We start from the raw sequence: 12,371 nt of genomic DNA on the forward strand, positions 1-12,371 counted from the left end.
GGCTACGGCCGACGTAGCAGAACCCGCTTGACGTCGATGGTACCGGTGCAAAAGCCCGCGTAGCAGTAGGCGAGATAGTAGCGCCACATATTAATGAACCGCTGATCAAACCCCAGGCGCTGAATCTCGGGGAGCGCACGCACGAAGCGCGCATCCCACTGCAAGAGTGTCGTCGCGTAATGCTGACCGAGCCCCGTGGACTCCATGACTTCGAGGCCGGCGTTATGGCTCTCATCAGCTAGTCTGAGTGGCGTTGGCAACATGCCGCCGGGGAAGATATAGCGCTGAATGAAGTCCGGCGAGCGGCGGTATTCCTCAAACCGGTCTTCGGCGATCGTGATGCCATGCAGGCCGATGTGCCCGCCGGGCTTGACCCGGTCGTGGAGCATACGGAAGTAAGCGGGCCAGTATTGCTCACCGACCGCTTCGAGCATCTCAATGGAGACGGCATGGTCATAGCGACCCGTGGTGTCGCGGTAGTCTTCGAGGCGAAGGTCCACCAGGCCGGATAACCCAGCGTCCTGGACTGACCGGCGAGCCCACGCGAGCTGTTCAGTGGAGAGTGTCAGGCCGGTGACGCGGGCACCGCGCCGGGCCGCCTCGATGGCAAATCCGCCCCAGCCGCATCCCACTTCCAGAATGTGATCGCCCGGGCGGACCTGCATGACGTCGAGCAGCTGTTGGTACTTGAGCCGCTGGGCTTCCTCCAGGGGCTGATCCGGGTGCGCGAACACGGCCGCCGAGTAGGTCATGGTCTCGTCCAGCCAGTGCCGGTAGAACTCGTTTCCGAGGTCGTAGTGCGCGGCGATGTTGCGGCGGCTGCCGCGCTGGTGGTTGCGACGGCCGCGATGGTGTAGCGCCAGGCGCAGCCGATGCATCCAGTTTGGCTCCATGCGCTGAGCGAAGGCATCTTCGTTCCGCAGCATGAGCTCAAGCAGATGGGCGGTATCCGGGCTGCTCCATTCACCGGCCATGTAGCTTTCGGCGAATCCCACGGAGCCTCGGGTCAGGATGCGCGCGATCATTCGCACCGGGCGATGCAGGCGTATAACACCCGTAGGCCCAGCCTCCGGGCCCTGAATGACAAAGGGCTCACCGTTGGGCAGCTGGCCTTCCATGCGGCCGCGTCGCAGCCGGGTCAACCAGCCAATCAGGACGCGTCCGGCCAGGGGCAGCGGAGAAGGCAAGTCAACCATTGCCTGCTGCGTGCTGCTGTTCATCGGCTGATCTCCGTGTCAGGTGGCGCCGGTTTGGGATGGTATCGACCACCCCGGAGCCAGATCTTGAGGGCCTGCCAGTGAATGGCAGCGATCACCTTCGCAGTCATTAAGGGTACCGCCAGCGCGGCGTGGAGCAAGCCCCCATCACCACTCGGCCGTCGCTCGCCCGATTGGACAGCGATGAGCGCCGGTGTATCCGGGGCGTCTTCGGCATGCCAGTTCACGGTCACGCCATAGCGCGCGCTAGGTGGCTGGACACGGAATTGATAGTGCCCCTCGCGTGGCAGGAAGGGCGAAACATGAAAGACTTTTCGAGCCTCATCACGCAAGGGCGCCGCAAGCGCTGCCCCTTCATTATGCAACAGGTAACCGTGCCACTGACCGAACGTATTGCGTACCTCGCAGAGCACCCCGAGGAGCCGGCCGTCGGCGTGATGACAGAACCAGACGGACAGTGGGTTGAAGACGTATCCGAAGACACGCGGATAGCACAAAAGCTGCACTGGCCCACCGGCCAGGTCGATACCGGCCTCGGCGAGCTGCGCATCAATCCAGGGCCTGAGTGCGGTGCCGTCCTTTGGCCCGTGATCCTGGTCATGGAAGCTGATCAGATTGAAGCGGTTGTGCGAAAAAAACCGGCGTGATCGATCCGCTTCGTCAAGCCGATCCAGATCCAGTAGCAGGCTAAAGACCCGATAGCGGAACTGGTAGCGCGGCTTGATCCGTCGTTCGTGGAACAGCGTGCCGCGGTAAAGCGTCAGTGCCTCGGCCACGGCGCTCATGGGGTGGCGGTTGCGCCAGCGACTGGGCGCTCAGGCTCCGCCATGACCTCGGATTCTGTCGCTGGCGCTGACTCCGTCCACGCGGGCGGTGCACCCAGTTGTTCCGCGACCCTGACGGCGCTGGCAAAGGCATCCTCATGAAAACCGTAGCCGTGGTAGCTGCCGCAATACCAAATTCGGTCGGTGCCCTGGATGGACGGCAGATCGATCTGCGCGGTCATGGCCGCTTGATCGAAGACCGGGTGGGCGTAGGTCTGGCGGTGGATGACATGGGCTGGGTCTGGCGCCTCCAGTGGGTTGAGGCTGACCAGCACATCGGTGTCCGTGGCCAGGTTCTGCAGTCGGTTCATCCAGTACGTCACTGACACTGGATCGTGGCCGTCGGCCCGCCGTGTGGTCAGGTGGTTCCACGACGACCAGACGGCGCGCCGACGCGGCATCAGCGCCGTATCGGTGTGCAGCCATGCTGCATTGTCCTGGTAACCGAATGCCCCAAGGACCTGCTGCTCGGCGGTACTGGGCCCGTCCAGCATGTCGAGGGCCTGGTCGGCATGGGCCGCCACGACCACCGCATCAAAGTCGCCGAGCTCACCGTTGTCTCCGCTCAGGCGAACGCCACTGGCGGTGCGCACGATCGAGCGCACCGGGCTGGCGGTTTCGATGCGCTGAATTGCATCCCGCATGCGGGCGATGTATTCGCGGCTGCCGCCAGTGACTGTTCGCCACTGTGGCCGATCACGCAGTTGGATCAGGCCGTGATTGTGGAAAAAGCGCAGGAACGACCGGGCCGGAAAGCGCAACATGACATCCTGCGGGCAAGACCAGATCGCGGCGCTCATCGGCAGCAGGTAGTAGCGCCGAAAGGCCTCTCCCATGCCGAGCTCATCCAGCAGTTCACCGAGGGATTGGCGATGCCCGGTGCCGGCCTCGAGTCGCGCGTTGGCCGCACGGTTAAAACGCAGGATGTCGCGGACCATGCCGAGGAAGCGCGGGCGAAAGAGATTGCGGCGCTGGGCAAAAAGCGTTCCCAGACCGCTGCCGGCGTATTCCAGGTCAATGTCGGTGGCCGCGAAGGCAAACGACATGTTCGATTCCTGGGTCGGCACGGCCAGATGACGAAAGAGGGCGCTGAGCTGCGGGTAATTGGGCTCATTGTAGACGATGAACCCCGTGTCGACGGGGACTGGGCCCTCCGGGAGGTCACACTCCACCGTATGGCTGTGGCCGCCCAGGCGCTCGTTGGCCTCAAACAACGTGACATCGTGCTTTCTAGCCAGCATCCAGGCTGCCCCGATACCGGCTACGCCGGCACCCACCACGGCAATTCTTCGAGGTTCCATGCACCACCTGTTCAGTTGATTCAGCCGCGTATTGTACAGGCTTGGTGCCCCGCGAGTGGCGGGTTATCTTGTCAGTCTTTAATGCACAACATCCATTGCCACGGGAGTGCGGTGTGACTGCCAGCCAACGTGAATTTGTGCCACTGGCCATTGCGATCCTGACGGTTTCGGATACGCGGGTTCAGGCGGATGACCGCTCGGGCCAGACCTTGAGGGATTTGGCTGAAGGCGCTGGGCATCATGTGGTGGAGCGCGAGATCGTGATTGACGATCGCTATCGCATTCGGGAGGTGGTGTCGCGCTGGATCGCGGACGCGGCCGTGCAGGTCGTGCTCGCCACCGGGGGCACTGGCTTCACGGCGCGTGACGTCACACCGGAAGCCGTTCGGGTGTTATTTGATCGTGAGATTCCTGGATTTGGCGAACTGTTTCGACAGATCTCACGCGAGAAGATTGGGACGTCCATGCTCCAGTCGCGGGTCGTGGCCGGTGTGGCCAATGCCACCCTTGTGGCCGCGCTGCCGGGCTCGCCAGGGGCTTGCCGGGATGGCTGGGAAGGCATCCTGGCCGACCAACTCGACGTTCGCCATCGGCCCTGCAATCTCGCTGAGCTGGCCATCGGGGCCTGAGCACCATGGTGTCTGCTCAGCGCCGGCCGCGGGGAGAAACCCGTCGCCAGATTCTCCGCCTGGCGGCCCGCTGGTTGCAGCAGCGGGGCTATCACGGCTTTACCTTCGCCCAGATCGCCGATGCGCTGGAAATCCGCAGTAGTGCGGTGCATTACCATTTCCCCGCCAAGGATGATCTGGTGGCGGCGGTGTTCGCCCGCTACCGGGCCAGCTTTGCCTGGTGGTCGCAGCAGCCCGTGCAGGTCCAGGCCAGCCCGGCCACGCGTCTTGAGCGGTTTCTGGATCTCGAGGCACGCAGCGCTGATAACGAACAGGTCAGTCCATTGGGCGTCGCGGGGGTGGAATATGCGAGCCTGCCTGCGGCGGCCTGCAGCGAGGCGGAGGCCTTTCGCGATGATCTGGTGGCGTGGCTGGCCACAACGCTGGATGCCGGTCGTGAGGCCGGTGAGTTTGGCTTCGTCGGTGAGCCCCGCGACCAGGCACGGCTGGTAATCGCCGCAGCGCAGGGCGCGCTGCAGCTCGCCCGGGTGCATGGGGTTCGCGATTTCCACGCCGTACGGCGAGCCATGCTGGGGAATCTGCTAACATTTCGCGCATGCAAGACCTCGTAATCGCTCCCTCTATACTGGCCGCCGATTTCGCTCGTCTGGGCGACGAGGTGGATCAGGTCCTCGCTGCTGGTGCGGACTGGGTTCACTTTGATGTGATGGACAACCACTACGTGCCGAATCTCTCCTTCGGTCCGGTGATCTGTCAGGCATTGCGCCGCCACGGCGTTACGGCGCCCATTGATGTGCATCTCATGATCCGGCCAGTGGACCGGATCATTCCCGATTTTGCGGCCGCCGGGGCCAGTCTGATCAGCTTCCATCCCGAGGCCAGCGATCATGTCGATCGCACGCTTCAGCTCATCCAGGAGCAGGGCTGTCAGACAGGGCTTGTGTTCAACCCCGCAACGCCGCTGGATTGCCTGCGTTATGTCCTCGATAAGGTCGATCTTGTCCTTTTGATGTCGGTGAACCCGGGTTTTGGCGGGCAGACATTCATCCCGGGCACATTGGCCAAGCTTGAGGAGGCACGAGCGCTCATTGACGCCCACCCCCGAGACATTCGTCTGGAGGTTGATGGGGGCGTTGGCCCGGGGAACATCGCCGATATTGTCGCCGCGGGTGCGGATACCGTTGTCGCTGGCTCGGCCATCTTCGGCCAGCCAGATTATGTCGCAGTCATTGAGCAGATGCGCTCACGGGCGGCATCGGCCACCCCGGGACGGAGAGGCGCGTGACCCTGTTCATGCCGGACGCCGTGCTTTTTGATCTGGATGGCACGCTGGTGGATAGCGCGCCGGATTTAACAACGGCGGTTAACCGCATGCTGACGGAGCTGGGGCGGGCCGCGATCACCGAGTCCCGGGTGCGGGAGTGGATTGGGCATGGTGCGCGGCGGCTCGTGGCCCGCGCGCTGGCCGGCCAGCGAGATATTGTCACGGAACCGCCCGAGACCGAGGCGGCGATGGCGCGTTTTTTTGTGCACTATCACGCCTGCCTGGTCGATACGACGATTTTATACCCCGGGGTCAGAGAGGCCCTGCTTGAGTTGCAGGCCATGGGCCTTGCGATGGGGCTTGTGACCAACAAGCCGGAGGCATTCACGACGCCGCTGGTCAGCGCATTGGGCCTGGATCCCTTCCTCTCAGTGAGTGTCAGTGGTGACACCCTCGCGGTGAAAAAGCCTGACCCCGCCCCCCTGCAGCACGCAGCGCAGCAGATGGGCGTCGCGGTAGATCAGTGCCTGTATGTGGGGGATTCGCGCGCTGATCTGGATGCCGCTGATGCCGCGGGAATGATGATGGTGCGGGTGCCACACGGCTATCCGGGGGGCGCTGACGCATTCGCTGACCGCCCACAGCTGCTGACCCTGACCGTTCCTGAGCTGGCCGAGCGCCTCGGGCAGGTCTCGGCGGCATGAGCGTCACACGCCGAGTTCCTCTGGTTCGAGAGCTGCTCGCCGATCTCGATACGCCGCTGTCGACCTATCTCAAGCTCGCCGTCGGTGCCGGCAGTTATTTGTTTGAATCGGTTCAGGGTGGCGAGACATGGGGCCGATATTCGATTATCGGGCTACCCTGCCGTCGCCAGTATCGGGTTCATGGCCAGCGTATCGAGACCTGGGAAGCGGGTGCGCTCACCCATACCGAAACGGTGGATGACCCGCTGGCGTGGGTCGAGGCCCGGCACCAGGCGGTGCAGACCGAACTGACGGATGACCTGCCCGTGTTGCCGCGCTTTCTCGGCGGACTGGTTGGATACTTCGGTTACGACACCATCCGCTACATCGAACCTCGGCTGGCTGAGTGTCCCAACCCGGATCCCTTGGGCGTCCCGGATATTCTGCTCATGGAGTCGGAAGAGGTGCTGGTGTTCGACAACCTCGCCGGCCGGCTGTATCTGGTGGTGAATGTCGATCCAGCCGCGCCGAAGGCCCGCGAGGCGGGTGAGTCACGGCTTGATGCGCTCTCGGCCCGCTTGCGTGATGAGGCGCTGCGCTACGCCCGCCCCAGCCCACCGCGCTCCGTGGCGGAAGATGATTTTGCATCGTCAATCGATCGCCAGGATTACGAGGCGATTGTCGAGCGTATTCGTCGCTACATTATTGACGGTGACTGCATGCAGGTGGTCCCGTCGCGGCGGATGAGTGCCGCCTATCATGGTCGGCCGCTTGACTTGTACCGGGCACTGCGCTGTACCAACCCCTCACCGTATCTCTTTTTCCTGGATTTCGGAGACTTTCAGGTGGTGGGTTCATCGCCGGAAATCCTGGCGCGTCTGGAAGACGGTGAAGCGACGGTGCGGCCGATTGCCGGTACCCGCCGTCGCGGGCGTACGCGGGATGAAGATCGTGCCCTGGAGGCCGAGTTGCTCGGGGATCCCAAGGAGCGCGCCGAGCATTTGATGCTGATCGATCTCGGACGCAACGACATCGGCCGGGTATGCGATACCGGGACAGTCGCCGTGACCGACCAGATGACCATTGAGCGCTACAGTCATGTGATGCACATCGTCTCCAATGTTACCGGACGCCTCCGCGACGGGCTCGGGCCGATGGATCTGTTGCGCGCCACGCATCCGGCGGGCACGCTGAGCGGAGCGCCGAAGATTCGGGCGATGGAAATCATCGATGAAGTGGAGCCGGTCAAGCGGGGCGTCTACGGCGGCGCGGTCGGCTATTTGTCCTGGTCGGGCAATATGGACACGGCGATTGCCATTCGTACGGCGGTGATCAAGGACGGTCGGGTGCATGTGCAGGCCGGTGGTGGCGTGGTTCACGACTCCGAGCCAGCGGCCGAATGGGAAGAGACAGTCAACAAGGGCCGCGCCCTGTTTAGAGCGGTTGCCATGGCCGAGGCAGGACTCGATCAGAGCTGATCGAAGGGGTGATCCAATGCTGCTGATGATCGATAACTACGACTCCTTTACCTACAACCTGGTCCAGTACCTCGGCGAGCTGGGTGCGGATGTGGTCGTCCACCGAAACGACGCCATTACCCTGGCCGATATCGAGCACATGCAGCCTGAGCGCATCGTGCTCTCGCCCGGTCCATGTACCCCCAACGAAGCGGGGGTCTCCCTTGCTGCCGTCGAGGCGTTCGCGGGCCGAATCCCCCTGCTGGGTGTCTGTCTGGGGCATCAGGCCATTGGTCAGGCCTTCGGAGGCGATGTGGTCCATGCCAAATCGGTCATGCATGGCAAGACGTCGCAGGTTCATCATCGGGGTGAGGGGGTGTTTGCCGGGCTGCCGGAGCCGATGGAAGCGACCCGTTATCACTCGCTGGTCATTGACCCGGCGACCCTGCCTGACTGTCTTGAGGTCACGGCCTGGACGGCCTTTGAGAGCGGCGCGCTGGAGGAAATCATGGGCGTACGCCACCGCACACTGGATGTTGAAGGCGTGCAGTTCCACCCGGAATCCATCCTGACCCGGGCCGGGCATGACCTGCTGGCCAATTTCCTGTCGCGGCCGGCTGCGGCGGCCTGAACCAGAGAGGACGAACCGAGCCATGGAAATGCAGGCAGCGATTCAGCGGGTCACAACCCGGGGCGATCTCAACGACGCGGAGATGACCGCGATCATGCAGCGGATTATGAGCGGTGAGGCCACACCCGCTCAGATCGGCGGCTTCCTGGTGGGCTTGGCCATGAAAGGCGAAACCGTCACCGAGATTGCGGCCGCGGCCCGAGTGATGCGTGAGCTCGCCACCCAGGTGGAGGTCGACCGGGACCACCTGGTCGATACCTGTGGGACGGGTGGTGACGCGCGGGGTACCTTTAATATTTCCACGGCTACGGCATTCGTGGTGGCCGCTGCAGGCGGCCGCGTGGCCAAGCATGGCAACCGCTCGGTTTCGAGCGCTTCTGGCAGTGCCGATCTGCTGGAGGCCGCGGGCGCCAACCTGGCCCTGAGTCCGGCCGGTGTCGCCCGCTGTATCGACGAGGCGGGAGTGGGTTTTATTTTCGCGCCCCAGCATCACCAGGCCATGCGCCACGCCATCGGGCCGCGCCGGGAGATGGGGGTGCGCACGCTGTTCAATTTGCTCGGCCCGCTCACTAACCCGGCCGGGGCCCCCAACCAGTTGCTCGGCGTCTACGCCGATGCCTGGGTTCGGCCCATCGCCGAGGTGTTGCAGGCCCTCGGCAGCGAGCGAGTCATGGTGGTGCATTCCGAGGATGGGCTCGATGAGATCAGCATCGCGGCGCCAACGCGCGTCGCTGAGTTGCGTGACGGTACGGTTCGGGAGTACACCATCCAGCCTGAGGATTTTGGCCTGAACCGGGCGGCGCTCGAGGATCTGCGGGTGGATTCTGCCGAGCGCAGTCTCGAGATCATCCAGGCCATCTTCGACGGCCTGCCCGGGCCAGCGACTGACCTCCTTGCGCTCAACGCCGGGGCGGCGATTACGATTGCGGGGCTTGCCGAGGATCTGGCGGGTGGTGTCGCCCGAGCGCAGTCGTTGCTGGCCAGTGGGACCGTGCGCGAGACATTGGCGCATTTCGTTGCCACGAGCCAACGGCTGGCTGAGCCGTCATGAGTGTACCGGCCGACACCCCGGATATCCTGCGGCGGATTCTCGATCGCAAGGCACAGGTGGTCGCTGACCGCCGTGTCCAGGTCAGCCTGGATGAGTGGGTCGAGCGCGCGGCAACGGCGCCTGCGCCTCGCGGATTTCGCGCCGAACTCGAGCGTCGTGTCGCAAAGGGCGAGCCAGCGGTCATTGCCGAAATCAAAAAGACCTCCCCCAGCAAGGGCGTGCTGCGTGAAGTCTTTGATCCGGCCACAATTGCCCGGAGCTATGCCGAGGGCAGGGCCGCCTGTCTGTCGGTGCTCACGGAGGAAGATTTCTTCGAGGGGGCGGATGCCCATCTGCAAGCGGCTCGCAGCGCCTGCGCGCTGCCGGTGATCCGCAAAGACTTTATTTTCGATGCCTATCAGGTGCATGAAGCGCGTGGGCTCGGTGCGGACTGCATCTTGCTGATCGTGGCCGCGCTGGACGATGCCGCGCTGCATGCATTGCATGCGCTTGGTCATCGCCTGGGGATGGATGTGCTGGTTGAGGTGCATGACGATCAGGAGCTGGACCGAGCACTGGCGCTCGAGGCCGATCTGATTGGTATTAATAACCGGGATCTGCGAACGTTCGAGACCGACCTGGAGGCCACAGTTCGGTTGGCGAAGCGCCTGCCCGAGGGTGTCACCCGCGTCTCGGAGAGTGGGATACACAACCGCGAGGCGGTGGATTACCTGCGCGGTCATGGGGTCAATGCATTTTTGGTGGGTGAGGCCTTGATGCGGGCCGAGGAACCCGGCGATCGCCTCGCCGAGTTATTCGGGCTGAGCGCTGATTAGCGCGCACCATGGACAACGATGGTGTGTCCACGGGTTGAGATCAAACGATCCGCTTCCAGCTGGCGCAACACCCGCCCCACCATTTCCCGGGAGCATCCCACCAGGCGGCCAAGCTCGATGCGGGTAATTTTCAGCTGCATGCCATCGGGATGGGTCATGGCGTCGGGATGCGTGGCAAGATCGCTCAACATGGCTTGAACTCGGCCGCGGACGTCCTCGAAAGCCAGATTGCGAAAGCGGCGATTCGTGTCGCGCAGGCGCCGGGTCATTTGCTCAATCACAGGCTGCAAGACCTCAGGGTGTTGGCGTTGCAGACGCTGGAAGCGGGCATAACTGATTTCCGCGAGTTCCGAGGGTGCGCGCGTGCGAATCCAGGCGCTGCGACACGGGGTCTCGGCGGCCAAGCCCATTTCGCCGACGAAGTCGCCGGCATTGAGGTAAGCCAGGACGAGCTCGCGGCCACGCTCGTCATCTTCGATGACACTGACCGAGCCGCTGAGAATAAGGCATAGCCGATCGCTGCTCGCCCCGCGATGCATTAGGGTTGAGCCGGGTCCGTAGCGACTTCGTCGGCAGTGCTTAAGCAGGATGGTGACGGGCGGTTGCTGGAAAAAGCGAACCGTTTGCGGGGACATGATGACCTCCATTGGTCGTGTAAGCGCCCCGGGTGTCGAGGCCGCGAAACAGTAGTCTTTTTCGGTGATGCACCGCATCGTCCAAACGGAGGGCTTCGAACAGAGGGAAATGAGTATGAAAGCGCATATACGCTGGCTTGACGGCATGGCCTTCGAGGTGGAGAGCGGGAGCGGTCACCGACAAACGGTTGATGGGCCGCCTGATCTGGGGGGTCAAGAGCGGGGGCCCCGGCCCATGGAGCTCCTGCTGGAAGGATTGGGCAGCTGCTCGGCGGTGGACGTTGTGCATATCCTCCAGCGTGGCCGCCACGCCGTGAGTGATTGTACGGTAGAGGTCGATGCCAAGCGTGCCGACACACCGCCGAAGGTCTTTACCTCGATTCATCTGCATTTTCGAGTGAGCGGCGAGGCCCTGAAACCTGCTGCTGTGGCACGTGCCGTGCAGTTATCAGCCGACAAGTACTGCTCGGCTTCGCTGATGCTCGCCAAGGCCGCTGAGCTAACGCACAGTCACGAGACAATCGATACGGCCAAAACGGGGTGACGTGCTTGTCTGGTGGCTGTGGGTTGTGTACAGTGCGCGGTCTTGAATCGAGAGCGTCGAGCTCGGAGAACGGTTACCCATGAAGACTTTCAGCGCCAAAGCGGCGGACGTACATCGCGACTGGTATGTGGTTGATGCGGCAGGGCTCACCCTAGGCCGACTGGCCTCTGAGGTTGCGTTTCGCCTGCGTGGTAAACACAAGCCCGAATTCACCCCGCACGTCGACACCGGAGACTACGTTGTGGTCGTCAATGCCGAGCAGGTTGCGGTGACAGGTCGCAAAGCGGAACAAAAGACCTATCATCGGTTTACGGGGTATGTCGGTAACATGAAGTCGACGACCTTTGACAAGCTCATCGTCGAGCACCCGGAGCGGGCCATCGAGCACGCCGTCAAGGGGATGCTGCCCAAAAATCGCCTGGGCCGGCAGATGTTCAAGAAACTCAAGGTCTACAGCGGCAGCGAACACAATCATCACGCCCAGCAGCCCCAGGCGCTGGAAATCTGAGTCGGAGCGGAATAACCGATGGCAGTTGAACAGTATTACGGCACCGGCCGACGGAAAACATCGGCAGCGCGCGTCAACATGCGCCCCGGTAACGGCAACATCGTCGTGAACGGCAAGCCGCTTGACGAGTACTTCGGGCGCGAGACCGCCCGCATGGTGGTCCGTCAGCCACTCGAGCTCACGGAGACCGTCAACAAAGTCGATATCAAAGTGAGTGTCGAAGGGGGCGGGTCCAGCGGTCAGGCTGGCGCCATCCGTCATGGCATCACGCGGGCCCTTATCGCTTATGATGACGAATTGAAGGGCAGCCTGCGCAAGGCCGGCTACGTTACCCGTGACGCGCGCATGGTCGAGCGTAAGAAGATCGGCCTGCACAAGGCGCGTCGGGCGACCCAGTTCTCGAAGCGCTAAAGGGTTCCTTGGGGGATCGTCTAGCGGTAGGACTACGGACTCTGACTCCGTCAACCCAGGTTCGAATCCTGGTCCCCCAGCCATCCAGGAAAGCCCCGCTTCGGCGGGGCTTTTTTATGGGCAAGGAGGTCGGATGACTCAACGCATAGAGCTGTTTGGTGTGCTGCGTGAGGCGGTGGGTGCGAGTGAAGTCAGCCTGGACCTCGAACCCCCCGTTACCGTGGATGAGGTGCTTGAGCACCTGCAGGCCACCTATCCGGGCGTCATGCCCCACTTGCCTCGTGTTGCCTGTGCAGTCGGGGATGAGATGCGCAGCCGTCAGTCAGTCCTTGCCCAGGACGAAACGCTCGTCCTTTTGCCTCCGGTAAGCGGCGGTTAACGAAACCGTCATCCCCCAGTGA

16 protein-coding genes and 1 tRNA gene are annotated in these 12,371 nt (G+C 63.0%); 13 read left to right on the plus strand and 4 right to left on the minus strand.

Annotated features, from left to right (window positions below; translation table 11 throughout):
* Positions 1-2 precede the first annotated feature (2 nt).
* The 3 genes from SPISAL_RS01710 to SPISAL_RS01720 are packed head-to-tail and all read right to left on the minus strand — an operon-like array spanning position 3 to position 3,342.
* Entirely contained in the window at positions 3-1,220 is a 1,218-nt protein-coding gene (locus tag SPISAL_RS01710) for an SAM-dependent methyltransferase (protein ID WP_016352748.1), read from the minus strand.
* Positions 1,217-2,002 carry a DUF1365 domain-containing protein gene (locus SPISAL_RS01715; RefSeq protein WP_016352749.1) on the minus strand — a complete coding sequence of 262 codons (786 nt, stop codon included), beginning with the start codon at positions 2,000-2,002 and terminating at the stop codon, positions 1,217-1,219. Before SPISAL_RS01715 ends, SPISAL_RS01710 begins: the two co-directional genes overlap by 4 nt.
* Entirely contained in the window at positions 1,999-3,342 is a 1,344-nt protein-coding gene (locus SPISAL_RS01720) for an NAD(P)/FAD-dependent oxidoreductase (RefSeq protein ID WP_041389135.1), read from the minus strand. Before SPISAL_RS01720 ends, SPISAL_RS01715 begins: the two co-directional genes overlap by 4 nt.
* 113 nt (positions 3,343-3,455) lie before the next feature.
* Here SPISAL_RS01720 and moaB point away from each other — a divergent pair, with 113 nt between their 5' ends.
* From moaB to trpC, 8 genes are read left to right on the plus strand one after another with little or no spacing between them, the layout of a single operon-like run.
* A complete protein-coding gene (gene moaB / locus SPISAL_RS01725; RefSeq protein WP_016352751.1) occupies positions 3,456-3,971 on the plus strand; it encodes a molybdenum cofactor biosynthesis protein B in 516 nt (171 codons plus the stop codon).
* Positions 3,972-3,976: 5 nt separating this feature from the next.
* The gene (locus SPISAL_RS01730) at positions 3,977-4,582 is read left to right on the plus strand and encodes a TetR/AcrR family transcriptional regulator (protein ID WP_016352752.1); all 606 of its coding nucleotides are present in this window, start codon (positions 3,977-3,979) and stop codon (positions 4,580-4,582) included.
* The gene (gene rpe / locus SPISAL_RS01735; RefSeq protein WP_016352753.1) at positions 4,567-5,256 is read left to right on the plus strand and encodes a ribulose-phosphate 3-epimerase; all 690 of its coding nucleotides are present in this window, start codon (positions 4,567-4,569) and stop codon (positions 5,254-5,256) included. Before SPISAL_RS01730 ends, rpe begins: the two co-directional genes overlap by 16 nt.
* Positions 5,253-5,939 carry a phosphoglycolate phosphatase gene (locus SPISAL_RS01740; protein ID WP_016352754.1) on the plus strand — a complete coding sequence of 229 codons (687 nt, stop codon included), beginning with the start codon at positions 5,253-5,255 and terminating at the stop codon, positions 5,937-5,939. The genes rpe and SPISAL_RS01740 overlap by 4 nt, the downstream gene beginning before the upstream one ends.
* A complete protein-coding gene (trpE, locus tag SPISAL_RS01745; protein WP_016352755.1) occupies positions 5,936-7,396 on the plus strand; it encodes an anthranilate synthase component I in 1,461 nt (486 codons plus the stop codon). The genes SPISAL_RS01740 and trpE overlap by 4 nt, the downstream gene beginning before the upstream one ends.
* Positions 7,397-7,412: 16 nt before the next feature.
* The gene (locus SPISAL_RS01750) at positions 7,413-8,006 is read left to right on the plus strand and encodes an anthranilate synthase component II (RefSeq protein ID WP_016352756.1); all 594 of its coding nucleotides are present in this window, start codon (positions 7,413-7,415) and stop codon (positions 8,004-8,006) included.
* 22 nt (positions 8,007-8,028) lie between these two features.
* On the plus strand, positions 8,029-9,057 hold the full coding sequence (trpD, locus tag SPISAL_RS01755) for an anthranilate phosphoribosyltransferase (RefSeq protein ID WP_016352757.1): 1,029 nt from the start codon (positions 8,029-8,031) through the stop codon (positions 9,055-9,057).
* Positions 9,054-9,872: an indole-3-glycerol phosphate synthase TrpC gene (gene trpC, locus SPISAL_RS01760; RefSeq protein ID WP_016352758.1), complete on the plus strand. Its 819-nt coding sequence runs from the start codon at positions 9,054-9,056 to the stop codon at positions 9,870-9,872. The genes trpD and trpC overlap by 4 nt, the downstream gene beginning before the upstream one ends.
* On the opposite strand, the gene crp is transcribed toward trpC, so the two are convergent.
* The gene (gene crp / locus SPISAL_RS01765) at positions 9,869-10,507 is read right to left on the minus strand and encodes a cAMP-activated global transcriptional regulator CRP (RefSeq protein ID WP_041389426.1); all 639 of its coding nucleotides are present in this window, start codon (positions 10,505-10,507) and stop codon (positions 9,869-9,871) included. The two genes, trpC and crp, sit on opposite strands and share 4 nt — an antisense overlap.
* 115 nt (positions 10,508-10,622) lie before the next feature.
* Between crp and SPISAL_RS01770 the strand changes: the two genes are divergently transcribed.
* The 5 genes from SPISAL_RS01770 to SPISAL_RS01790 all read left to right on the plus strand — a co-directional run bounded on the left by SPISAL_RS01770 (position 10,623) and on the right by SPISAL_RS01790 (position 12,349).
* Positions 10,623-11,051, plus strand: a complete 429-nt coding sequence (locus tag SPISAL_RS01770) for an OsmC family protein (RefSeq protein WP_041389138.1) — start codon at positions 10,623-10,625, stop codon at positions 11,049-11,051.
* A gap of 79 nt (positions 11,052-11,130) precedes the next feature.
* A complete protein-coding gene (gene rplM, locus SPISAL_RS01775) occupies positions 11,131-11,559 on the plus strand; it encodes a 50S ribosomal protein L13 (RefSeq protein ID WP_016352761.1) in 429 nt (142 codons plus the stop codon).
* Between the two features lie 18 nt (positions 11,560-11,577).
* The gene (rpsI, locus tag SPISAL_RS01780; RefSeq protein WP_016352762.1) at positions 11,578-11,970 is read left to right on the plus strand and encodes a 30S ribosomal protein S9; all 393 of its coding nucleotides are present in this window, start codon (positions 11,578-11,580) and stop codon (positions 11,968-11,970) included.
* 9 nt (positions 11,971-11,979) lie between these two features.
* Positions 11,980-12,053: transfer RNA gene (locus SPISAL_RS01785), tRNA-Gln, on the plus strand.
* A gap of 50 nt (positions 12,054-12,103) precedes the next feature.
* Positions 12,104-12,349 (plus strand): MoaD/ThiS family protein, encoded by a 246-nt coding sequence (locus SPISAL_RS01790; RefSeq protein WP_016352763.1) that lies wholly within the window; start codon positions 12,104-12,106, stop codon positions 12,347-12,349.
* The last annotated feature ends 22 nt before the right edge of the window (positions 12,350-12,371 follow it).

The organism is Spiribacter salinus M19-40 (assembly GCF_000319575.2).
GTDB classification, from domain to species: Bacteria; Pseudomonadota; Gammaproteobacteria; order Nitrococcales; family Nitrococcaceae; genus Spiribacter; species Spiribacter salinus.